Origin of the sequence: Streptomyces sp. NPDC020681 (assembly GCF_044334895.1) — a bacterium.
In the GTDB taxonomy this organism is placed as follows: Bacteria; Actinomycetota; Actinomycetes; order Streptomycetales; family Streptomycetaceae; genus Streptomyces.
The window spans coordinates 209,624-232,548 of sequence record NZ_JBIRTX010000009.1; the positions used below are offsets into that span (position 1 = coordinate 209,624).

Consider the following 22,925-nt stretch of genomic DNA (forward strand, 5'->3'; position numbering starts at 1 on the left):
CCAGCACCAAGGTGTCCGTACGGGAATGAACGCCACTGAACATCCTCGGATCATGCCCTGACCAGCCTGGACAAACCTGCAAAGCGAGTTACGCCGGTTCGATTCCGGTCACGGCCTCCACAGCCCTTCACGGGCCGAGCTGCCCCGCGCGCTCGCCGACAGCGGCCTGCCGGACTTCCGTTGCCGCGAAGACGAGCAACTCAGGCGTAGGCACCAAAGGCTCACGTCTCACCGCGTCACAAAGCGGCCCTGATCCCCGCCTTAAACGCTGCCAGGTCGAACTGGTACCCCTGTTGGTGCGCGATGTCTGCCAGCCTCAGGAGGTCCTCCTGCTGCCGCGCCCAGAGCCAGACCCCGTGATTGATGTGATTCCGGGAGTCCTTACCCGTGAACTTGCCGATCATCCCGTTGCCGTCGTCGTCCCAGCACAGCTGGAACGCTCCCCACTGGTTCCTCTCGCCAGAGTGGTCGTGCCACGTGCCGGTCAAGAACGTCGCATGCTCAAGCGTGGCGATGATGCCCGACGCTGCCTGATCGACATCGCGCCCCGTCACGCGACTCCGCAGGCGCTTGAGCATGAACGTGGGGATCACGGTGCTCGGCGTCCCTGCGGTTTGCGAGGAACTCGGATCCGTCGTGACACCCCAGTACGTTCTCCACTGGCCTGCTATCTCCCGCCCACGGCTCGGTCGCCGAACCACCAGCCGAGCCGCGATGTCGGTGAGTCTCTCCTGGAACAGGACGCCCACTATCAGGCTGATGAAGGCACCGCCCAGGGCACCGGCCAGCCACTGAATCAAGACCCCACCTCACGCCCCGGTGCGCCACGGACACGGAGGGCAATCGTAGTGGCTGAGTGCGGGACGGAGGGAGTAACTCAGCATGTAGCTCGGCTAGTTGCACCTGTGGCCGCTGCACACCACGGCGGGCCCTCATGGCGCGAAGGCGGCCGCTTCTGCGCGTTCGCCGATCACGCGCGGCGCCGGATTGCACATGCAAGGCGGGTGGTTCGGTGCAGCGGCCGACCACGCGTCATGCAGCCACCGGCACTTGAGTAGGCTCCTGTCATTCGTCATGACCACGGGGGCTTAGCAGATGGAACGAGTGCACACGGAACGGTCGCGCGGCGACAGTCCACGCCAGATCGGCCCGTACCACCGCATCACTGTCCCGACCCGACGGACCTCGGCTTCCTGCCCGTCTGCGGCGGAAGTCCTGCGCGCACTGCTGCCGTCATCTCCCTCACCCAGGATCTGACCGGTGCTTTCTCCTCTGACCCATGACGACCCTGTCGGCTTCGGCGCGTACCGCCTGATCGCCCGCCTGGGCAGCGGCGGCATGGGCACGGTCTATCTGGCCCGCTCGCCCGGCGGCCGCACTGTCGCACTCAAAACCATGCACGCCGGCATCGCCAGAGATCCCGGCTTCCGTACGCGCTTCCGCCTCGAAACGGACGCGGCCCGCATCATCGGCGGCCACCACGGCGCAACCGTCATCGACGCGGACCCACTCGCCGAAACACCGTGGCTGGCCACCGAATACGTCCTCGGCCCACCACTCGACGACGCCGTCACCCTCTCCGGTCCGCTGCCCGAACCCACCGTCCGCGCACTCGGCGCCGCGCTCGCCGGAGCCCTCGGACAGCTCCACTCCTCCGACGTCGTCCACCGCGACCTCAAACCGTCCAACGTGATGGTCACCGCCTACGGCCCCAAAATCATCGACTTCGGCATCGCGAGGGCGGCAGGCGACGACCGTCTCACCAGCACAGGCGCCGCAGCGGGCACCCCCGCCTTCATGTCACCGGAGCAAGCCACCGGACAGGAACACACCCCAGCAGGCGACGTCTTCGCCCTGGCCGGCGTCCTCACCTACGCCGCCACCGGCCACGGCCCCTTCGGCACAGGCCAACCGGCAGAACTCCTCTACCGGGTCCGCTACGCCGACCCCGACCTCACAGGCGTACCCGAAGCCCTGATCCCGCTCCTCACCCGCTGCCTCTCCAAGGACCCGGCTCAACGCCCGACCACCACAGAGCTGGCCACCCAACTCCACTCCGGCGAGGGCCAATTCGCCGATCACCTCCCCGACACACTCCTCGCCGAGATCGCACGCCGAGCAACAGAGGTCTGGCAACACCAGCCATACCGCCGACCAGCACCCGCCGACCACGCCATCGCCAAGACCCTGCCGGCCGACCAGGGAACCAAAACAAGCCGTCGCAAAATCCTTGCCATCGGCGGAGGTTCTCTGCTCGGCGTTGCCACCGCGAGCGTCGGAGCATGGGCTTGGCTCGACGGCCGTAGCGCGGAAAGCCCGAAGGGCGAAGGGTCCGCGAAGGCCCCAACCCCACTGTGGCGGCGAAGCGTCCCAACAGCGGCGCCGGCCAAGATGGGGCGCCCAATGCTGGTCGGCGACAAGGTGATCGTGGCACTGGACAACACCCTGACCGCTATCGACGCGTCGACCGGCCGGAACCTCTGGTCCAGCGACGAGGTGATGCGTCCATGGGACATGGCCACAGACGGGGAGAAGCTCTATGGGGTGCTGTACTCCCTCGATCCGAAGGAGGGGCTGCGCATCGCGCAGTTCGACCTGGATGACGGCAAGCTCAAGGACCCCGAAGTCCACGAGCGCGCCTACAACGGAAAACTGCTGCTCAATCAGCTCCTTGCTGTCGCCAACGGCGTCGCCTGGATCCTCACTGCGCCGGTACGCGCGTCGGACACGGAGGAGTCGAGCGGTGTCAGCCCTGACCAGGGCTGGCTGATTGCCTCGTTCTCCCTCTCGAACGGCAAGAAGCGCACCGAGCTGGTGCTGAAAGAGTCCCCGACCGAAGAGTTCCCGTGGGTGACGGGGGCTCGCGTGACCGGCTCGTACCTGGTCCTGCAGTTCCGTACGGACTCCGGCGGAATCAACGTACTCGTCTGCGACACGCGCACGGGAGCGGCCGTCTCGCGGATGCCCCTCAGCCTCGACGCCGACGAGACCCCGAGGAGCCCGATGGCCCTGAGCGACGAGCACCTGTACGTCGCATCGGATGCGCTGCGGGCGCTGCGTCTGGCCGACGGCAAGGAAGCCTGGAAGTACCAGGGCACGGGCGTCACCTCGTACGGCGCTCCCACGGTGAAGGACGGAGTGGTCTACGCCGTGGAGGGTGCCGGAGCGCGGGCTCTGGTGGCCGTCAACGCCGAGACCGGCAAACTCCTGTGGCGTGAAAAGGACCCCGTTCAGTCAGGCGGCGAGCTGAAAGTCGCGCCCACCGTAGGGGATCGGTACGTCTACAAGCACAGTGCGGCGGGACTCCGAGCCATCGATCTCCGCACACACGAGACGGTCTGGCTGCACAAAGAGAGTCTCGACCGATTCACCGCACTGGCCTCAGCCGGGCGGCTCATCGGTTTCGGGGAAGGGCCCATCACCGCACTGCCCGTGACGGACACCCCCTAGCCTCCTCCTACTCATCCCCATCCTCATCGTCATCATCATCGTCATCACGAAAGGTCGACCCACGCCATGCTCCCTCTCTCCTTCGGCGACCCGATCCGGCTGGGGCCCTACCGCCTCGGGGGAGTCCTGGGAGAGGGCGGAATGGGCAAGGTGTACTTCGGCCACGACAACTCCGGCCGGACCGCGGCCGTCAAGGTCCTTCGCCCGGAGCTCGGGCACGACCAGCACCTCGCTCAGCGCTTCGTCCGGGAGGCGCAGACCGCGCAGGCGGTCACCAGCAAAGGCATCGCACGCGTCCTGAACGCACAGACTGAGGGCGGCCGCCCTTGGATCGCCACCGAGTACCTGGCCGGGCCGACGCTGGACCAGGCGATAGCCGCCAACGGGCCACTGGACGACGCCGGCGTACGGGCGCTGGCCCGCTCTCTGGCCTCGACGCTCAAGGACATTCATGCCGCGGGCCTGGTGCACCGCGATCTCAAGCCGTCCAACATCGTGCTCACTTCCTCGGGCCCGCGCGTCATCGACTTCGGCATCGCCCGGCCCACGCACGGCCTCACCCTCACCACCACCGGCCAGACACCGGCCACCCCCGGATACGGCGCACCCGAGCAGATCCTGGGTCAACGCGTCGCCCCGTCCGCCGATGTGTTCGCCCTCGGTGCGGTCCTGGTGTACGCGGCAGGCGGCAAGCGGGCCTACGACGGACCGCATGTCGCGGCAGTCCAGTACGAAGTGGTGCACGGCAACCCGGACCTCGGCGCCGTACCTCCGTCGCTCCGGCCGCTCATCACCCCGTGCCTTGCCAAGGACCCGGCGCATCGTCCGCAACCCTCGGCCCTTGTCGACGCCTTCGTGCCTCCTCGGGGTGCGCAACGCACCTGGAAACAAGGTGTACTCGGCGCCCAGATCAAGGAGCACGAGGCTCGGACGGCAGAGTTCAGCACGCTGACCGGCACCGCCGTCGACCACGGGAGTCCGTCACGGCGGCGCTTCCTCGCTTCCTCGCTCGCGGTCGGCGGCACGGTTCTGGCCGCGGGCGGCGGCGGGACGGCCTGGTGGCTGACCAGAGGCCCGGATCTGCCCGAGGCGGGCGACGCCGCACCGGCCAAACTGCTGACCACCGCCGACTACGAGCATGACACGCCGCCGAATCCCCTGTGGGGCCCGCTGAAGATCGCCGCACCGAACGCGTCCAGCCTGCTGGTGATGCGGGACGTCGTCATGTTCGCCGCCCCGTCAGGGGGACTTGCCGCGCACCTGGTGACCAACGGCAAGCGGAAATGGCACCTTCCGGAGGTGTCTCCGTCCGGCGGCTTCCTGCAAGTGACGGACGACGACTTCCTCGCGGCCGACGCGGACGGCAAGGTACTGGCCTTCAACGCGTCCACCAGCGAGCGGCGGTGGAGTGCCGCGGCCAACGTGGAGAAGCTCCTGGCGGTCGCGCCCAAGGACCGGACCGTGTACGCGGTGACCAAGGACAACCAACTGACCGCGATCGACACGGAGGACCACAAGGTTCGCTGGACGGTATCCGTCGAGTCCACCGTCGATCCCGAAACCGTGGCCGCGGCGGAAGCGGGACGGCTGGTCGTGTGCACCGCCGACGGAACGTACTTTGCCCTCGACTCCAAGAAGGGCGACGAGGCATGGCGGGTGACGGGACAGGCCACGACGGCCCTGACACCCGCCGTCGAAAAGGGAATCGTCTACCTCGGCGGAAAGAAGCTCACCGCGTTGCAGATCGCGTCCGGTGAGGAGATCTGGTCCACAGCGTCCGACTCGTTCGACCCAGCGGAAGGCTGGGTCTCCCCCGCGATCAACGACAACCACATCGCCGCCCTCGACAGCGGAATCCTCCGCCGCGTGTTCAAGGAGTCCGGCACCCTCAGCGACCTCTCCTGGCCGGACAGCGGCACCCCATCCCGCCTGCCCGCCGTCGTCGAGGGCAAGACGCTCTGGATCATTGAGGGCGGCACGTCGTGGGGTGTCTCGGCATTCACTGACTCCCTGTCCGAGGAGGCGGATCTCGAGCTCCTGTGGACCTACGAACCGGATTCCGAAGGTGCCTGGCACGTGGGTGCCGGGGGCAATCGGGCCTTTCTGCTGCACAAGGGGTCGCTGGTCGCGATGCCGGTCTTCTGACGGTCTTCTGACGGTCTTCTGACCGTCGCGCCCATATCTGCATTGCACGTGCAAGGCGGATGGATCGACCACCCGTCATGCACTCAACGGCACTTGAGTAGGCTCCTGTCATTCGTCATGACCACGGGGGCTTAGCAGATGGAACGAGTACACACGGAACGGTCGCGCGCGGACAGTCCACGCCAGATCGGCCCGTACCACCTCATCACCCGTCTCGACCCGACCGGCCCCGGCTTCCCGCCCGCCCCTGAGCGCCGCTTCATTGCGCGGAGTGCGGACGGCGACCGTACGGTGCTGGTGAGTGCCCCGCTCGACGGCATCGACCCCGGCCGCTTCCTGGTCGAGGCGGACGCGGCCCGCCGCCTGATCGGCCCCTGGGTCTTCCCGGTCGCCGAACTCTCGCCGCCGTCCAACTCCCCCTGGTACGCCTCCCCTTACCTCCCTGCGCTGCCCCTCCCCGTCGCGCTCGCCGTCCACGGCGGCCCGCTGCCCGAGCGCACGGTACGAGCGCTCGGCGCGGCCCTCGCCGAAACGCTCGCGGGCGCGCACGCCGCCGGCCTCACGCACGCGGGCCTGTCGCCCGCCGCCGTACTCCTGGCAGGAGACGGCCCGCGCCTGACGTGCTTCGGCGCGGTACGCACCGCGGCCCAGGACGGCGAACAGCGCACCGGCCTCCCGGGACTCGAGCCCGGCAGCCTCGCCCCGGAACAAGCATCGGGCGGCCGTCCCCGCCCCCCAGGCGATGTCTACGCACTGGGCGCGGTCCTCGCGTACGCCTCAACCGGCCACACCATGCCCGAGCGCTCCGAACTCCCCGCGTCGCTCGGCTCCTTGATCTCCGCCTGCCTGACCCGGGACCCCGCGGCCCGCCCGACCGCGGCGGACGTCCTGCACGCACTCCCGCCGTCGTCCCCCTCCCCCATGGCCACGGTGCTCGACTCGACGACCTCCCTGCTCACCCCGGGCTGGCTCCCCGGCCGGGTGGTGGCGGCGGTGGCCCGCCAGTCCGCAGAGGTACTCGCCGCGGAACTGCGCATCCCGCTCACCTCCAGGATCTGACCGGTGCTTTCTCCCCTCACCCATGACGACCCTGTCGGCTTCGGCGCGTACCGCCTGATCGCCCGTCTGGGCAGCGGCGGCATGGGCACGGTCTATCTGGCGCGCTCACCCGGCGGCCGCACCGTCGCACTCAAAACCATGCACGCGGGCATCGCGACGGATCCCGGCTTCCGGACCCGCTTCCGCCTCGAAACAGACGCGGCCCGCATCATCGGCGGCCACCACGGCGCAACCGTCATCGACGCGGACCCACTCGCCGAAACGCCGTGGCTGGCCACCGAGTACGTCCTCGGCCCTCCGCTTGACGACGCGGTCACCCTCTCCGGCCCGCTTCCCGAACCCACGGTCCGCGCACTCGGCGCCGCCCTCGCCGGAGCACTCGGACAACTCCACTCCTCCGACGTCGTCCACCGCGACCTCAAGCCCTCCAACGTGATGGTCACCGCCTACGGACCCAAAATCATCGACTTCGGCATCGCCCGCGCGGCCGGCGACGACCGCCTCACCAGCACGGGAGCGGCGGCTGGTACTCCGGCATTCATGTCACCGGAACAGGCGACCGGCCAGGAACACACCCCAGCAGGCGACGTCTTCGCCCTGGCGGGCGTCCTCACCTACGCCGCCACCGGCCACGGCCCCTTCGGCACAGGCCAACCGGCCGACCTCATCTACCGCGTCCGCTACGCGGAGCCGGACCTCACAGGCGTACCCGAAGCCCTGACCCCACTCCTCACCCGCTGCCTCTCCAAGGACCCGGCCCAGCGCCCGACCACCACAGAACTGGCCGCACAACTCCACTCCGGCCAAGGCCAATTCGCCGACCACCTCCCCGACACACTCCTCGCCGAGATCGCACGCAGAGCAACAGAGGTCTGGCAACACCAGCCCTACCGCCTCCCGGCACCGGCACCGGCTCAGGCGGCTCTCGCAGCTACTACCCCGGACATCACTCCATCAGGTTTGAGCCGTCGCAAGCTTCTGACCATCTCGGGCGGCTCGGCAGTCGCCGTGGCGGCCGTAGGCGTGGGCGTTTGGTCGTGGCTGAGGAACCCCAGCGGCAAAGCTCCCGAAACGGGTGCCGAGTCAAGCTCCGGGCCCACGCCGGGCGAGCCGCTGCCTGCCGCCGTCCGCGACAGGCGTGAGACCTGGCGCAAGACCATCAAGAGCAGGGCGCTCCCGTTCCTCCAGACGACGGTCGGTGACGTCGCCGTGGTGATGACAGACGAGGGACTGCTGGCTCTAGGTGCCCGGAGCGGCGAGCGGCGCTGGCTCGCTGCCAAGGTGAAGGAACCTCGACACGTCCACTCGGACGGGAAGAAGATCCACGCTCTGATCCCTGGAGGGCAGCACGGGAATCAGTTGTCGCTGCACAGGGTGGACCCCTCCGGCGGCCAAACGTCCCTTGCCAGCTCGTTTGCAAAGTTCGACAAGCCCTTGCAGGAGGCCGCACTGCTGCAAGTCACCGCTGACAGCGCCTACTTGGTTGCACGCAAGGGTCTGCCGACCGATTCCGCGGCGGCGAAGGCGCAGAGTTGGAACCTTGTGGCCGTGGATATCCGCACGGGGGCGGAGCGGTGGAAGTCACCCGTCGCCCCGTACGACATCGCGAGCCCAGAAGACTCCATCTACTCCGCCGTCGTCGGCGACCGGCTGATTCTCTCCCGTACGTCGAAGAGCGGAGACGCCCTCGAAGTCAGCGCCAGGGACGCACGCAATGGAGCACAAGTCTGGGACACCACCGTGGCTCGGGCAGAGGCAGCCGGCTCGTCGCCGGCCGTTCCCAACGTGTTTGCGAACGACGACGGTCATGTCTATGTGGGCGGCAACCGCGTCCAGGCACTTGATGCCACCGACGGGACCGTCGCATGGACGTTCGGCGCTGGGCGCAGCTCAGCCTCGTACGGCGTGCCGGTCCTCAAGGACGGAGTGGTGTACGCAGCAGAGAAGGGCAAGGGCGTCGTAGCCCTGTCTGCCGCGACCGGAGAGCTGCGCTGGGAGGCGAAGACCGGCGGACGTCCGGACGTAGGTGTTCCGCCCGTCGTGGACAGCAAGCACCTGTTCGTGATGGCCGAGACCGGCATCGTCGCAGTCAGCCTCAGCGAGCACGCGGAGCGTTGGTCCTCGAAACCTGGCTCGCCCAGCCTCGTCCTCCATGAGGGCACCAAGCGTCTCATCCAGTCGAACGGCGAACAGGTCTTCGCCATCAGATTCGACATCACGTACTGAACGACCTGACGCAACAAAGATCCTGAAAAGAAGGACGACACCGGATGATTCCCCTAGGCCCCGGCGACCCGCTTCGGCTCGGCCCCTATCGCCTCGTAGGGGTGCTCGGCGCAGGCGGTATGGGCAAGGTCTACTTCGGCCACGACAGCCACGGCCGTCCCGCGGCCGTCAAAGTCCTCCTGCCCCAACTCGCCCACGATCAGGGCCTTGTGCAGCGATTCCTGCGTGAGGCCGAGGCCGCCCGCGCAGTTACCGGACCTGGTGTCGCGCGCGTCCTCGGCGCTCAGACCGAGGGTGGCCGCCCTTGGATCGCTTCGGAGTTTCTGGCAGGACCGACTCTGGACCAAGCTGTCGCGGCATACGGGCCGTTCCCCGACGAGGCGATGCGCGCACTCGCGGCTTCCCTCGCCGAGGCGCTCCGGACCATCCATGCCGCAGGCCTGATCCACCGCGACCTCAAGCCGCCGAACATCGTCCTGACCTCGCAGGGCCCTCGCATCATCGACTTCGGCATCGCACGCCCCGAACACGGTCTCACGCTCACGACCACGGGCCAGGTACCGGTGACTCCCGGCTACGGAGCACCCGAACAGGTGCTGGGCCATCGCGTCGGGCCGGCCGCCGACATCTTCTCGCTCGGAGCTGTCCTGGCGTACGCGGCCAGTGGCCGACGGGCGTACGACGGTGCGCATGTGGCTGCCGTGCAGTACGAAGTGGTGCACGGGGAGCCGGACCTGAGTCTGGTGCCGGAGCAGTTGCGTGCGCTCATCGGACCGTGCCTGGCGAAGGACCCCGCCTTCCGCCCCTCGCCCGAGCAGATCGTTACAGCGTTCGCACCGCCCCGCCGCGCCGAACGGATCTGGCAGCAGGGTCCATTGGCTACGGACATTCAACAGCGTGAGGTTGGCGCGAAGCAGCTGGTCACCTTGCCTGGAACAACCGTAACGCCGCCCCCGAACCGTCGCCGATTCCTGACAGGACTGGCCGCCGGGGCAACCGTTCTGGCGGCGGGAGGGGAAACGGCCGCCTGGCTGTTGCGCCGTGACGGGTCAAGTGGCCAACAGGGGAAGGGCTCGCAGGCGGTGGTCGGCTCTTCCGCGGGAACCCCTCTCTGGGGCCCGGTGCCCGTCGCCGACCCATGGAGCCCTCCCGCACTCGCCGTTGACGACGTCGTGGTCTTCGGTGCCAAAGACGGTGGAATCGTCGCCTACGGGGCTGTCGACGGCAAGAAGAGGTGGGACGCGGTAAACATCACGCCGTCCGCGGAGTACTTGGCTCTGCCGAACAACCTGATCATCGCCGCGGATGCCGGGGGTGTGGTGCATGCCTTCAACCCGTCAACCGGCAAGGAGGAGTGGACCGCGAACGTAGGTGCCACAGCGGTGATGGCGGCGAACGATGCAGCTGTCTATCTCCTGACGCAAGGCAACAAGGTCTGCGCCCTCGACACGAACACCCGCAAGGTGCTGTGGACGGCCGCCACTCCCTTCGAATTCGCGGGCGCAGCGGCCTCCAAGACTCGCCTGATTGTTCACGGAGACAACGCAGATTCGGCGAAGAAGCCAGGCATCATCGCATTCGACACGCGCTCGGGTGCCAGTGTCTGGAGCCGGCAGTCCACGCGCGACGTAGCCAACCTGCCGACGATCCAGGGCGACAATGTCGCGCTCTGCGGGCAGTCGCTGACCATGACACGGCTCAAGGACGGTAAGGACGTGTGGTCCGTCGCGGGCGGCGACAGCCTTGGATGGGGCGCCGCCGCCATCGATGAGAAGCATGTGTACGCGATCAACGGCACAACGCTCCACTGCCTCAGCCTCAGCGATGGTGCCAGGGTATGGACATACGACCTCAAGGTAAGCCCTGTTGGCTACTACCCCCCGCGGATCAGCGGCCCGTTCGTGTGCGAAGCCTCAGGCGCGGACGCCAAGTCATACGACGCCGTCGTGCTTCGCAAGGACAGCGGAAAGCGGGCATGGGGCTACTCCCAGCACAGCACCAAGCAGCTGAAGCTGGCGACGAATGCCAACCAACTGTTCCTGCTTCAGAACGAGACCGCCACAGCCCTGTCGACAAATCCGTAGCGGTCCAGCCACCTTGGCCGAGCCGGTCAGGTCGCGTGCTGAACCTCAGTTCGTGATCCGCGTTGCACTAGCGCGGGAACATCAGTGCTGGCCGGGGCCGGGCGGAGCCTGATGCGGCGGGTTCTGGTACGGGCCTGTCTGCGGCGGGCCGTAAGCCGGGTAGGGCGGCTGCTGCTGATAGGCATTCGGCGGGAACGAGGGAGCCGCCGGCACAGCCGCGCTACGCCGACGGGACCGAATGAGCGGTACGGCGACCGCGGCACCGATGAGGACAGCGGCGCCGACACCCAGGGCAATCCAGAGGCCGGTGTTGCTGTCGTCCTTCGACGCGGCCGGAGCGGCGGCGTCAGACTCGCCCTTGTCGGTCTCGGTGCCACCGGCGGGCTTGGAGGCTTCCGGAGAAGGCGACTTGGGCGCGGCGGCCGCGAGGTCGGGGAGCGGGTACTCGTCGGCGGGGCCGGGGTCGCCGGGGGTCTTGAGCGCAATGCGAGGACGGACGACTCCGTAGCCGATGAAGTCGGTGCGGGCCTTGCCACTCTTTGCTTTGCCAGCCGTGTTGATCATGACGCGGAGAATCTGATTGTTGGTCCACTTCGGGTACTTCGACCAGATCAACGCGGCAGAAGCCGAGGCAAGAGCCGTGGCGTCACTCGTGCCATGACTCTTGCAAATCTGTGTGCCTCCTCCGCACGCGGCAACGATCTCGTCGCCGGGCGCACCCAGATCCACCTGCGGCCCTCGCTGAGATTCAGCGGTTACGCCAATACTCCTGTCCACTGCCCCCACGCCGACAACGCCCGGCGTGGCAGCGGGGTACATGACTTCATTTCCGGCATCGCCGTCGTTTCCGACGCCAGCGAAGATCAGTGAACCCTTTCCCAGGGCGTACTTCACGGCTTCTGCGATTACGTCAGAAGAGTCTCGCGTAGCCTGCGAGATGTTGATGACGCGCGCGCCGGAATCCGCCGCGAAGCGAATCCCCTTAGCTACCGACCCGTTCCAAAGCTTCGGGTTGTCTGCCAGGTTCGTGCCTTCGTCACCCTTGGGAAGCCGGATCGGGAGGATCTTGGCTCCCGGAGCAAGACCGAAGGCGCCCTTCCCTCCTGGCCGCTTTCCAGTGCCAGCAATCATGGAAGCCATGCCCGTACCGTGACCGTCATAGTCCGTGTTCTCGTCACCGGCTTGTTCCTGGGAGAGGTCGAGCCCGGGAAGCACCTGCCCCTTCAGATCGGCCAACGTGTCGTCAACACCGGAATCGATCACAGCAACGGTGACACCCTTACCCGTGCTGGTCTGCCACATCTCGTCGGCCTTCATCACATCCAGATGCCACTGCTGCTCGCGAATGGTCTCCGCGTGCGCGGGCGTGGCGGCGATGCCCACCAGCAGCAATCCCAGGGCGGCGGAAACCGCTCGACCACGCCTTGCTACTGAACGGCTGCTGGTGTGCATCAAATCCCTCTTGGCGGATGAATGTGTGGTTAGTCGATGACCGGCGGCACGATTCGGCGATCGCTCTGCTGCCAGGTCTCTTCGTCTTCGGTCAGGTAGTCAGGACGGTCGGCGTCCTCGCGATCACGACGGCGTCCATCACGGGGGGTAGCCGACGGAACTGCTCCAGCGCGGCCCGCCGGCCCAGTGCGTGCGCTGCCATCCGACGCCGCGTTCCTCACAAGGCCGGAGCCGCCCGGGGTGAAAGGCCGGGACCCAGCGGCTCCCTGAGGACTCGGTCGGCCTCCGACAACGCCGCCCGTCTCGGACGCCAGTCGACGCCCACCGCTGATACCACTCTGGCCTGCGCCGCCCATGGGCGGCCCGCCGTGCATGCCGCCCATGCCCCGCCCCATCGGGCCTCGGTTGTTGGCTTCGTTGCCGATCACTGTGCCGCGGGGGATACCGGTGGGGCGGCCGGTGTTCGGCGCGACGGGTCGGCCACCACTGATGCCGCTTTCCCGCGGCATCCTCGAGGTGAGGCCGGCCTGTCCGGGCGCCATGTTTCTGGCGCTGGGGAGCGGCTTGCCTCCAGGGCCACTCGGATTGGTGTTTCCGCCGCCGAAGGCAGGCGGAATCGTGCCCACAAGAGGGGGCACTCCATCAGTCTTGCCGAGTGGCGGAACGGTATTGGTCGTTGCCGGTGGCGTTGTCGTAGTGGGAGGCGTGGTTGTCACGCTGTCGATCCCCATCTCGACAGGGCGATCCGGCACAACGACATGTTGCGGAATAAGCGCATCGGGCGTCGTCTTGACCTGTTTCTCAGACGTCGTGGACACCGCTCGCTCCGACGGCGAGTACGTGTCCGACGACTCCCGCCTGGCCACGCCGCCTGTGTCGCCGATGTAGGTGGAATCGTTGACGGCCCTCGGCGGGGGCGGCGGCACGAACTCCCCCGGCGGCGGCGGGAACTCCGGCGGCTGCAGGCTCATGATCTGCGTGCCCGAGTGGGAATACGTCTGCCCCAGCTTCCGCAGCTGGTCGGCTGCTTCAAGCCGGCGGCGCTCCATCTCGGCCAGCGCCTCTGACTTCTGCGTCTGGAATTCCTGCCTCTCGAAGCCGGTGCCGGGGCCACGGGCAGCCTTCATGCCCTCGGTCGCGTCGGTTACCTGCTTCTGGAGAGACCCGTCCTTCTTCGGCACCGAGCTCTTCGCCGTGGCGATGGCCGTGGCGACTTCCTCCAGCCACGACGACGCTTCCTTGCTGTACTTGCCAAGCTCCAGCGTGGCCATGGCAGCCTTGTGGCCCCAGTCGCGGAAGGCCTCTCCACCGTCGCCTTCCCAGATGACCCTGGTCATATGGGACTTGAGGCCCTCGCCGACCTTCGTGATCGTTGAGGCCGCCTTGGAAAGCCTCTTCGCGAGCTCCGCAGCCGTCTCGGCGTTGGTGCCCTCGATCATCGCCAGCAGCTCATCGTGCGACTTGGAGTGGAAGTCCGTCTCCTGGAGTGCCGGCGCCTTGCGTCCCGACCCCTCGTCCTCAGCCATGGTGAATCACCACTTCCGCCTTCCCCGTTTCCCTCACGCTCGTCCTCATCAGGCGGCACCGTGGGTGTCGCCCGGCTGCGCCGCGCCCCCACCGGCCTGGTGGTTGGCCCCACTCTGCTGCGCCTGATCCCCGTAGTGCGCATCCACCTCAGAGGCGAGATTGCGCATGCGCTGCCTGATGTCGTAGTCGATGTTCTCGTATCCCACTTGGGATGCCTGTACCGCGATGCTCAGGCCGTCGACCTGCAGAGCGAGAATCTTGGAAAGCTTCTCGAGCTCGTCATGGACGACCGTGTACGCGCCGTACAGGAACGCGCTTTCCTTGAAGTCGGCCGTGCCCAGGTTGGCCGGCTCCAGCCGCTCGGCGGTGACCTTGTCCGGTGCCGCTTCGGACCCCTCGAGGTCGACGAGCATCTTGTCGACCTCCTTCTTGAAGGTCGTCATCGACTCAAGCTCGGTGACCAGCTTGGCTGCCGCCGCAATCCCACCCACAAAGGGGACCATGCTGAACGCCCCGAACGCTGCGGACGCTCCCGTCCCAATGTCCTCCGCCACGAACGCCTCCCCGTTTACACACGTCTACAGGGATCACTGTACCGAGCCACACCGACAGTCCGCATCCCTGGATTGCAGCTGCAATCCACACAACCCTGTTACGAGTTGGGAACAGCCACCGCCGCCTGAGGCCTGATCGGCAGCCTGTTGATGGGTCTTCCGGTCGCCGCGCGTACCGCTGAAGCCACCGCAGCAGGCGAGGTCACCACCGGTGCCGCGCTTGCCGGCTTCGCGCCGAACGGGGCCACCACGTCCCGTTCTTCGACCAGTTTCACGATGCGAATGTCCGGGGCGTCCAGGGATGTCGGGAGTGCGTAGCCTGTCAGGTCCGGGTGGCGGACCAGGCCGCGGTTGGTGCGGAGGTTTTCTGTGAGGGCCGTGCCGACGCCCTGGGTGACGCCTGCCTCGATCCGGGCGGCCAGTTGGGCGGGGTTCAGGATGCGGCCGACGTCCTGGGCGACCGCCATTTCGACCACGCGGATCGAGCCCAGTTCGATGTCCACGTCGACCACCGCGCGTACCGCGCAGAACGCCATGCCCACGAAGGCGTCGCCCTGGCCCGAGTCGTCGAGCGGCTCCGTGGGGTGGGGGCGGCACTGGGCCGTGGCCCAGAGTTCCTTGCCGTCCATGGCCTCCGTGACCGTCGTCGACAGCACGCCGTCGTACGACGTGATCTTGCCGTCGGTGATCTGGAGCAGCTCCGTCGACATGCCGAACTTGTGGGCCAGGGGCTGGAGAAGCTGCGTGCGGACCATCTTCGCGGCGCGTTCGACCGCGCCGCCCGAGACCCAGGTGTGGCGGCCGTGGGCCGCAGGGCCGGCCGGGGGCTGGTCCGTGTCGACCGAGGCCACGTGGACCTCTTCGATGCCCAGCGTCTCCTGCACGATCTGGCGGGCGAGCGTGGAGAAGCCCTGGCCCGTTTCGACCGCCGCGCAGATGACGGTGGCGACTCCGTCGTGGACCTTGACCGTCGCCGTGGAGACCTCGTCCGCGCCTTCGGCGCCGAGCATGTGGACCATGCCCAGTGCGTAGCCCACGCCACGGCGGACGGCGCCGGGTTCGCCCGCGCCCTCAGGGCCGCCCGGGAGCAGCCAGTCGTCCTCCGGAGTGTCCTTCGGGAGGGAGGGGAGCGGGAAGTCGCGTACGGCGGTGAGGAGTTCCGCGACAGGGGCGGGGCAGGTGACCGTCTGGCCGGTGGGGAGGATGTCGCCCGTCGCGAGCACATTGCGCAGGCGCAGTTCGGTGGGGTCCAGGCCCAGCTTCACGGCGAGCTTGTCCATCTGGGACTCGTACGCTGCGCAGACCTGCATCGCGCCTTCGCCGCGGACATGGCCGGACGGCGGATTGTTGGTGCGTACGGCCCAGCCTTCGATGAAGGCGTGCGGGACGACGTACGGGCCGCAGGCGAAGGCCACCGCCGCGGCGAGGGATTCCGACGAGGAGTCCGCGTAGGCGCCCGCGTCGAGGAGGAGTTGGGCCTCGACCTTGACCAGGCGGCCCTCCGTGTCCGCGTGGTGGCGGTAGCGCAGCAGCGTGGGGTGGCGGTGGGCGTGGCCGAGGAAGGACTCCTCGCGGGTTGCGGTCAGTTTGACCGGGCAGCCCGTCTTCAACGCCAGCAGGCCCAGGGGGAGTTGGAAGCCTGGGTCCTCGCGGTCGCCCGTGGCGCCCGGGACGCCCGTCACCACGACCTTGACGCGGTCCGCGTCCAGGCCGAAGCAGGCCGCCGCCAGATCGCGGTCGGTGTGCGGGTCGGTGGAGGCGACGTACAGCTCGACGCCGCCGTCCGGGCGCGGTACGGCGAGGCCCGCCTCGGCGCCGATCGGAGCCGGGTCCTGGCGGCCGATGCGGTAGAGGCCCTCGACGATGACCTCGCCCGTCATGTCCGGGTCGCCGTAGCGCAGCGGGATGTGGCGGATCAGATTGCCGTCGGGGTGCAGGGGCTCGGCGGCGAAGGCCTTCTCCGGGTCGGTGACCGGGTCGAGTACTTCGTACTCGACGGCGATCGCCGCGGCCGCGAGCCGGGCCGTGTCCGGGTGGTCGGCCGCCACGGCCGCGATCGCCTCGCCGTGGTGGCGGACGATCTCGGAGGCGAAGACGGGGCGGTCGACGATACGCCTGCCGTAGGCCGAATCGCCCGGAATGTCCTCATGGGTGACCACGGACCGGACTCCGGGCATCTCCGCGGCCGCCGAGGTGTCGATCGACGTGATGCGGGCATGAGGGTGCGGAGAGCGCAGGATCGCCGCCCACAGCAGCCCTTCGGCCCACAGGTCCGAGGCGTACGGAAACGTGCCCTCGGTCTTCGCGCGGGCGTCGGCGGGCGGAAGAGAGGCGCCGAGACCGAGGGCCGGGGGCTCCGGCCGCGGTGAACCGGCCGCCTGGGGCGTCGCGGTGGTGGCCGCGTCGTTGCTCACGCCATGCCTCCGTCGTGCGGGTGGGGCTGCACACTACCTGCGCCGGGAGGCGCCTGGTGCGGAATCCGAGCTTCCGCACTCGCCTCCGCCGCGGCCGTGGCGCTCGCCTCGCGCTCGGCGACCACCTCCCGTACGGCATCGAGCACACCCCGGTAGCCGGAGCAGCGGCACAAGTTGCCGCAGAGCGCGTTGCGGGTCTCGAGCTCGGTGGGGGCGTGGTTGCCCTCCAGGAGGTCGTGGACGGTCATGGCCATGCCGGGGATGCAGAAGCCGCACTGAACCGCTCCGCAGGCGGCCAGCGCGCGCTGGACGTCGGACGGTTCGCCGTCGGCGGCGAGGCCTTCGACCGTACGGACCTCGGAGCCCGCCGCTGTCGCGGCCGGCACCAGGCAGGAGGCGACGAGACGGCCGTCGACCTGGACGTTGCACGCGCCGCACTCGCCCTGCGAGCAGCCGTCCTTGGCGCCGGCGAGGCCGAGGCGCTCCCGCAGGACGTAGAGCAGGGACTCGCCGATCCAGGCGTCGGTGACCGGGCGGTCGGTGCCGTTCACGCGCAGGACGTAGGAGGTGGGCGGGTGTTCGTCGCTGCCGGTGGAGGAGCTCGCGGGCTCGTCCGAAGCCTCCGGGTCCGCGTCCGTGGCGGGCTCTTCCTCGGCAGGCTCGTCGGCGGCAGGCTCTTCGGCGGAGGCGTGCTCGACCGGGATGTCCTGCGTCGGTGCCGCGTCCACCGCTTCGGGCTCCGGTGTGGCCCAGGGCGCCGCCGCTCCGCCCGGCAGCGTCGCAGGGGCGTCGGTCGCCCATGGCGCGGGCGCTCCGCCCGGCAGCGTCGCCGGAGGTTCCGGCGTTCGCCACTGGGTCCTCAGCGCGGACGTCGTGAACTCGCCCGACTCGTCCGGCAGATCACCCTGCGCCACCGGGATCGTCCACTGGCCGGTCACGTCCGACGCGGGTGCGGGCGCCTGGCCCGGAACCCGTTCCGCCTCGGTGAAGGTCCACTGGCCCGTCGCGTGAGGGTCCGTGGACCGAGGCGCCGCGGGACCCTCCGGCTCGGGCCACTGCACCGGCTCCGGCTGGCCCGTGCCTTGCACGGGCCAGTTGCCCGTGGCCGACTGGTCGGCGCCTGCGGGCGTCAGCGGCATGATCATCGGCGGTACGTAGCCGTGGCCCGGCGCCTCCAGCGGCGCGGCGTCCAGTGCGCCCTCCGGCGGCAGCTGGAAGAAGCCGGTCGCCTCGGCGTCGTACTCGCCCTGAGGCGTCGGCTGCCAGCCGCCCCGCTCCGGCGGGCGGCCCTGCGGATTCTCCTCGTTGCTCACGACAGCGCCCTCCCCAGTGCACGTCGGGCCAGCGCGGCAACAGTACGCCGCAGGTGCAGCAGTGCGGGCGGCAGCACCGCCTGCTCCTCGCCCTGCACGGGCGGGGCCGGGTCCGGGATGCACGCGGCCGCGACGTACTCGCCGAAGGCCGCCAGCGCCTCTCCCGCAAGCCCCCGCTCGCCGTCCCAGTCGATCAGCGAGGCGATCCAGCGCTCGGCCTCCAGGGGCCGCAGCGGCATCGGCGCGATGGCGCCGACCGCGCAGCGCACTCCGCGCCGCACCGGGTCGAGTACGACCGCGACGGAGGCGGTGGCGCGGCCCGGGCCGGTCCGGCCCGTCGCCTTCACGAAGACCTGCGGGGCGTGCAGCAGCGGCACGCGTACGAAGCCGATGAGTTCGGCGGGCGCGAGCATCTCGCGGCCTGCCAGCAGATGGGAGACCGGGATCTCGCGACGGCTGCCGCCGGGGCCCGCGATCACCAGGTCCGCCTCCAGGGCGGCCAGTACGGGCAGGGTGTCGCCGGTCGGGGCCGAGCTGGCGATGTTGCCGCCGAGCGTGCCCGCGTTGCGGATCTGCGGCGGGCCCGCCGCGCGCGCGGACGCGGCCAGCGCGGGGATGAGGGCCGCGAAGTCGGGCCGGCCCATCCGGGCGTGCGTGAGTCCGGCACCGAGCAGCGCGTGACCGTCCTGGTAGCGCCAGCCGCGGATCTCGCTGATGCGGCCGAGGCCGACGAGGCCGGCGGGGCGGAGCTGGCCCTTGTTGACGGCGGCCATGAGGTCGGTGCCGCCGGCCACGGGCACGGCGGCGGGCATGGCGCTCAGCGCCGCCACGGCCTCGTCGAGCGAAGCCGGCAGCGTCACCGACTGCGACGTGTGCGGTGCGTGCGTGGTCACCCAGCTGCCCCTTCCCGGTGTCCGGCTGTCCCGCCTGTGTTGCCGTACCGTACGTGCTCACAGGCCCGACGTGGCAACTCTGGCACATCTTCCGAGCCGACCGACGAGAGGGTCCGCGAAGGACGCATCCGCACCGGATGCCCGTTCTTGCAGAGATGGTCCGTTTTGGCCTTCCATCTCCGCCACATGCGGATTGGCACCCGGATTGCCACCCTTCGGCGATCCTTGTACGACTTATTCCTTACGGCCGTTCAACAGTCTCAGGGTCCTGGGCCGCGGACACCTCTCTTGTGCCGGGCTCACACGTTTGGGGGCGCACCCTCGATCGGGCGTCCGAGCACACCTGGTCGCTTCTGCCACGGCAACGGGCCACCAGGCGGCCGGTAATCGACGCCGAGCGCGTCAAGGCGCCCGTAGTGGACGGCCATTCGGCGTTCGAAGTCCGCGAAGTCGCGTTCGGCGGGGTCGGGCAGCGCTGACCAGGCGACTTCGGCGAGCGCGGCGAGCCGCGGGAAGACCTGGTAGTCGACGCGGGCGCGGTCCTGCATCACCTCGGTCCAGACATTGGCCTGGGTGCCGAGGATGTGGGCGGCGGCCTCGGGACTGAGAGACGGTGGAACGGGCTCGAAGCGATAGACGTCTTCCAGCGTGCGTACGTAGCCGATCGGCATCGGCTCGTCGGGGCCGGCGTCCTGGCGGTGGTCCAGGTACACCTGCTGCTCGGGGCACATGACGACGTCGTGGCCCTGCTCGGCGGCCGCGATGCCGCCGGCGTAGCCACGCCAGGAGGAGACGGCGGCGCCGGGAGCCAGACCGCCCTCCAGGATCTCGTCCCAGCCGATGAGGCGGCGGCCGCGGGCGGCCAGCCAGGTGTCGAAGTGGCGGATGAACCAGGACTGGAGCTCGTCCTCGCCGGCGAGTCCGAGCTCCTCGATGCGGGCCTGGGCGGTCGGGGACGCCTTCCACTGGCCCTTGAGGCACTCGTCGCCGCCGATGTGCACGAACGGCGAGGTCTCGGCCGGGAAGAGGTCGAGGAGTTCCTCGAGTACGCCCTCGTAGAAGCGGAGGGTGTTGTCAGTGGGAGCGAGTACGTTTTCGGTGATGCCCCAGGTGTCCCAGACGGAAAGGGTGGTTGTGTCGATGACGTCGGTGTTGCCCAGTTCCGGGTATGCGGCGATGGCGGCCTGTGAGTGGCCCGGGATGTCGATCTCCGGGACGACGCTGATATGCCGCTCGGCGGCGTACGCGACGATTTCGCGGATGTCGTCCTGCGTGTAGAAACCGCCGTGCGGCTTCTCGTCCCAGAGGTCCGAAGCGCGGTGGCCGTACTTGGTGCGCGACCGCCAGGCGCCGATCTCCGTGAGCCTCGGGAAGCGCTTGATCTCGATGCGCCAGCCCTGGTCGTCGGTGAGATGGAAGTGGAAGACGTTCAGCTTGTGGGCGGCGAGCAGGTCGAGATAGCGCAGCACGTCGGCCTTGGGCATGAAGTGGCGTGAGACGTCGAGCATCATGCCGCGCCAGGAGAAGCGGGGCGCGTCCTCGATGACCTGGTACGGGATGCCTCGCCAGGCTTCCGGGTCCGCGCATGCCCGTCGGTAGGCGTCGGGGCCGAGGAGCTGACGCAGCGTCTGGGCTCCCCAGAACACCCCGGCGGCGGTGCCGCCCGCGATCTCGACGCCCGACGACACGGTGAGCCGGTATGCCTCGGGAGCCAGCGACGGGTCGATCAGCAGCGTGATCGTGTGGTCGGCACCGGCGGCACCCGGCGGCAGTTCGCGGCCCAGTGCGTTGCCCACGGCCGTGCGCAGCCAGCGGGCGACACCCTCGGTGCCGGGCGCGGCCGCGAGTGCGGTGGCGGCGCCGAAGACGAACGGGGTCCGGTACGGGCCGTCGACGGCCGCGGGCGCTGGGATCAGATCCGTGGGTGTGGTCGCGTCAGGAGTCATCGCGTCAGTCCTTCACCGCGCCGCCCAGTCCGGAGACCAGGCGTCGCTGTACGAGTACGAAGAAGACCAGCACCGGCAGGGTCATCACGGTAGACGCTGCCATGATCCCGCCCCAGTCGTTCTCGTCCGGCTTGAAGAAGACCAGCAGCGCCATCGGCAGGGTCGACTGCGAGGTGTCGCTGATGATGAAGGACTTGGCGAACAGGAAGTCGTTCCAGGTCGAGATGAACGAGAACACGCTCGTCGCCACCAGGCCCGGGAAGACCAGCGGGAAGAGGATCTGCCACATAAAGCGCGTACGGCTCGCGCCGTCGATGTAGGCCGCTTCCTCAAGGGCCTCCGGGACCGCCTTCACAAAGCCCCGCAGCATCCAGATCGCGAACGGCAGCGAGAAGGCGATATGCGGCAGGATCAGCGAGCCGAGCGTGTTGAGCTGGCCGAAGTCCCGCATCAGGAAGAACAGCGGGATCGTCAGCGCCTCGATCGGGACCATCTGTGCGACGAGGAACATGATCAGCAGCGTCGTACGGAATTTGAAGCGGAAACGAGTTACGGCCGTCGCCGCCAGGAAGGCGATCAGCGCCGACGCGATCACCACCACGCCCGCCACGAACAGGCTGTTGAGGAAATACCGGCCGAATTCCTGCTGTTCGAAGACCCGGCGGAACGAGTCGAGCGATGGCGCGAGCGTCCACGGCCGGGCCTCGGTCGACTGGATCTCGCCCGCCGGCTTGAAGGCCGAGAGCACCATCCAGTACAGCGGGAAGGCCACCACGACCGCGATGACGAGCGCGGACGCCTCGGCGGCGAGCCGCCAGGGCCGGCGTATGCGCAACTGGCGCGAGAGGCTCACAGTTCTTCTCCTTGGCGTCGCAGCAGGCGCAGATAGACGAGCGTGACGGCGAGCAGAATCAGCAGCATGACGACGCCGATCGCCGAGCCCAGGCTGTACTGCGAGGACGCGAAGGCCTTCTGATAGGCGTACACATTGAGCACGAGATTCTGGCCCGCGATGCCTCCGCCGTTGGTCATCACGTAGATCTGGGTGAAGACCTTGAAGTCCCAGATGATCGACTGAATGGTGACGACGACCAGAATGGGACGGAGCATCGGCGCCATGACGGAGCGCCAGATACGCCATTGCGAGGCGCCGTCCAGCGAGGCCGCCTCCAGTACTTCGGACGGGATCGCCTTGATGCCCGCGTACACGGTCACCATCACGAACGGGAAAGAGCACCAGACCACTTCGAGGAGTACGAGCGCGAAGGCGCTGTAGCGCCCGTACGTCCAGGAGAAGTCGCCGAGGCCCAAAAGCCGGTTGACCGGGCCGTAGTCCGGGTCGAAAAGGAAGACCCAGACCGTGGAGCCGGTGATGGCGGGCGTGGCCCACGCGCCGAGCGCGGCCAGCATCAGCGCGAGCCGGGGCAGGGCCCGTATGCGCGTCAGCAGGACCGCGAGCGCGCAGCCGACCGCCAGCGTGGCCACGACGCAGCAGGCGGCGAAGACCACGGTGGCGAGCAGGACCTGCCAGAACTGGCTGTCGGCGAAGAGCGTGCGGTAGTTGCCCAGGCCCTGGAAGGTCGTCGGCTCGCCGCCGCTGACCTGGGCCTGGGTGTATTCGAGGAAGGAGATCAGGCCGAGCTGGTAGATCGGGTACACCAGCAGCCCGGCGAGTACGACGAGTGCGGGTGCGAGATAGATCCAGGGCGTCCAGCGGCCGCGTTTCTTTGCGGGGCGGTGGCGGTGGCTTCGAGGCGGGGCCGGCGCGGTCGTCGGTGTGACCGCGGCCGGCCCGGCGGCCGTCGCTTGGTGCGTCATTTCGTCCAGCCTGTTGTTGTTCCGGCCTCAGGCCGTTACTCGTT

15 protein-coding genes are annotated in these 22,925 nt (G+C 68.7%); 5 read left to right on the forward strand and 10 right to left on the reverse strand.

Annotation, left to right across the window (positions count from 1 at the left end):
• Positions 1-236 precede the first annotated feature (236 nt).
• On the reverse strand, positions 237-800 hold the full coding sequence (locus tag ACH4YL_RS23080) for a hypothetical protein (protein WP_398509294.1): 564 nt from the start codon (positions 798-800) through the stop codon (positions 237-239).
• Between the two features lie 460 nt (positions 801-1,260).
• On the opposite strand from ACH4YL_RS23080, the gene ACH4YL_RS23085 reads away from it, so the two are divergent.
• From ACH4YL_RS23085 to ACH4YL_RS23105, 5 genes are all read left to right on the forward strand, one after another.
• A complete protein-coding gene (locus tag ACH4YL_RS23085; protein ID WP_398509295.1) occupies positions 1,261-3,450 on the forward strand; it encodes a PQQ-binding-like beta-propeller repeat protein in 2,190 nt (729 codons plus the stop codon).
• A 66-nt stretch (positions 3,451-3,516) separates the two neighbouring features.
• The gene (locus ACH4YL_RS23090; RefSeq protein WP_398509296.1) at positions 3,517-5,595 is read left to right on the forward strand and encodes a protein kinase; all 2,079 of its coding nucleotides are present in this window, start codon (positions 3,517-3,519) and stop codon (positions 5,593-5,595) included.
• 138 nt (positions 5,596-5,733) lie between these two features.
• Positions 5,734-6,654, forward strand: coding sequence for a serine/threonine protein kinase (locus tag ACH4YL_RS23095; RefSeq protein WP_398509297.1), 921 nt, complete (start codon positions 5,734-5,736; stop codon positions 6,652-6,654).
• A gap of 3 nt (positions 6,655-6,657) precedes the next feature.
• On the forward strand, positions 6,658-8,880 hold the full coding sequence (locus ACH4YL_RS23100) for a PQQ-binding-like beta-propeller repeat protein (protein ID WP_398509298.1): 2,223 nt from the start codon (positions 6,658-6,660) through the stop codon (positions 8,878-8,880).
• A gap of 119 nt (positions 8,881-8,999) precedes the next feature.
• The gene (locus ACH4YL_RS23105; RefSeq protein ID WP_398509368.1) at positions 9,000-10,964 is read left to right on the forward strand and encodes a PQQ-binding-like beta-propeller repeat protein; all 1,965 of its coding nucleotides are present in this window, start codon (positions 9,000-9,002) and stop codon (positions 10,962-10,964) included.
• A gap of 81 nt (positions 10,965-11,045) precedes the next feature.
• Here ACH4YL_RS23105 and mycP read toward each other — a convergent pair whose 3' ends face one another.
• The 9 genes from mycP to ACH4YL_RS23150 form a co-directional block, all read right to left on the reverse strand.
• Entirely contained in the window at positions 11,046-12,416 is a 1,371-nt protein-coding gene (gene mycP, locus ACH4YL_RS23110) for a type VII secretion-associated serine protease mycosin (protein ID WP_398509299.1), read from the reverse strand.
• A 29-nt stretch (positions 12,417-12,445) separates the two neighbouring features.
• Complete coding sequence (locus tag ACH4YL_RS23115) at positions 12,446-13,942, reverse strand: hypothetical protein (protein WP_398509300.1); 1,497 nt, start codon at positions 13,940-13,942, stop codon at positions 12,446-12,448.
• A 48-nt stretch (positions 13,943-13,990) separates the two neighbouring features.
• Entirely contained in the window at positions 13,991-14,497 is a 507-nt protein-coding gene (locus ACH4YL_RS23120) for a hypothetical protein (protein WP_398509301.1), read from the reverse strand.
• Positions 14,498-14,595: 98 nt separating this feature from the next.
• On the reverse strand, positions 14,596-16,911 hold the full coding sequence (locus ACH4YL_RS23125; protein ID WP_398509302.1) for a xanthine dehydrogenase family protein molybdopterin-binding subunit: 2,316 nt from the start codon (positions 16,909-16,911) through the stop codon (positions 14,596-14,598).
• Entirely contained in the window at positions 16,908-18,224 is a 1,317-nt protein-coding gene (locus ACH4YL_RS23130; protein ID WP_398509303.1) for a 2Fe-2S iron-sulfur cluster-binding protein, read from the reverse strand. The genes ACH4YL_RS23125 and ACH4YL_RS23130 overlap by 4 nt, the downstream gene beginning before the upstream one ends.
• Positions 18,221-19,117, reverse strand: coding sequence for an FAD binding domain-containing protein (locus tag ACH4YL_RS23135; RefSeq protein ID WP_398509304.1), 897 nt, complete (start codon positions 19,115-19,117; stop codon positions 18,221-18,223). Before ACH4YL_RS23135 ends, ACH4YL_RS23130 begins: the two co-directional genes overlap by 4 nt.
• A 299-nt stretch (positions 19,118-19,416) precedes the next feature.
• Positions 19,417-21,063, reverse strand: a complete 1,647-nt coding sequence (locus ACH4YL_RS23140) for a beta-N-acetylhexosaminidase (protein WP_398509305.1) — start codon at positions 21,061-21,063, stop codon at positions 19,417-19,419.
• A 4-nt stretch (positions 21,064-21,067) separates the two neighbouring features.
• Entirely contained in the window at positions 21,068-21,916 is an 849-nt protein-coding gene (locus ACH4YL_RS23145; RefSeq protein ID WP_398509306.1) for a carbohydrate ABC transporter permease, read from the reverse strand.
• Positions 21,913-22,881 (reverse strand): carbohydrate ABC transporter permease, encoded by a 969-nt coding sequence (locus ACH4YL_RS23150; RefSeq protein WP_398509307.1) that lies wholly within the window; start codon positions 22,879-22,881, stop codon positions 21,913-21,915. Before ACH4YL_RS23150 ends, ACH4YL_RS23145 begins: the two co-directional genes overlap by 4 nt.
• Between the last annotated feature and the right edge of the window lie 44 nt (positions 22,882-22,925).

What these genes read in the sequence shown, in the direction of transcription:
- ACH4YL_RS23090 (WP_398509296.1), top strand. Translation starts at nt 3,517, where the DNA reads ATGCTCCCTCTCTCCTTCGGCGACCCGATCCGGCTGGGGCCCTACCGC.
- ACH4YL_RS23095 (WP_398509297.1), top strand. Translation starts at nt 5,734, where the DNA reads ATGGAACGAGTACACACGGAACGGTCGCGCGCGGACAGTCCACGCCAG.
- ACH4YL_RS23105 (WP_398509368.1), top strand. Translation starts at nt 9,000, where the DNA reads ATGGGCAAGGTCTACTTCGGCCACGACAGCCACGGCCGTCCCGCGGCC.
- mycP (WP_398509299.1), bottom strand. Translation starts at nt 12,416, where the DNA reads ATGCACACCAGCAGCCGTTCAGTAGCAAGGCGTGGTCGAGCGGTTTCC.
- ACH4YL_RS23115 (WP_398509300.1), bottom strand. Translation starts at nt 13,942, where the DNA reads ATGGCTGAGGACGAGGGGTCGGGACGCAAGGCGCCGGCACTCCAGGAG.
- ACH4YL_RS23140 (WP_398509305.1), bottom strand. Translation starts at nt 21,063, where the DNA reads ATGACTCCTGACGCGACCACACCCACGGATCTGATCCCAGCGCCCGCG.
- ACH4YL_RS23150 (WP_398509307.1), bottom strand. Translation starts at nt 22,881, where the DNA reads ATGACGCACCAAGCGACGGCCGCCGGGCCGGCCGCGGTCACACCGACG.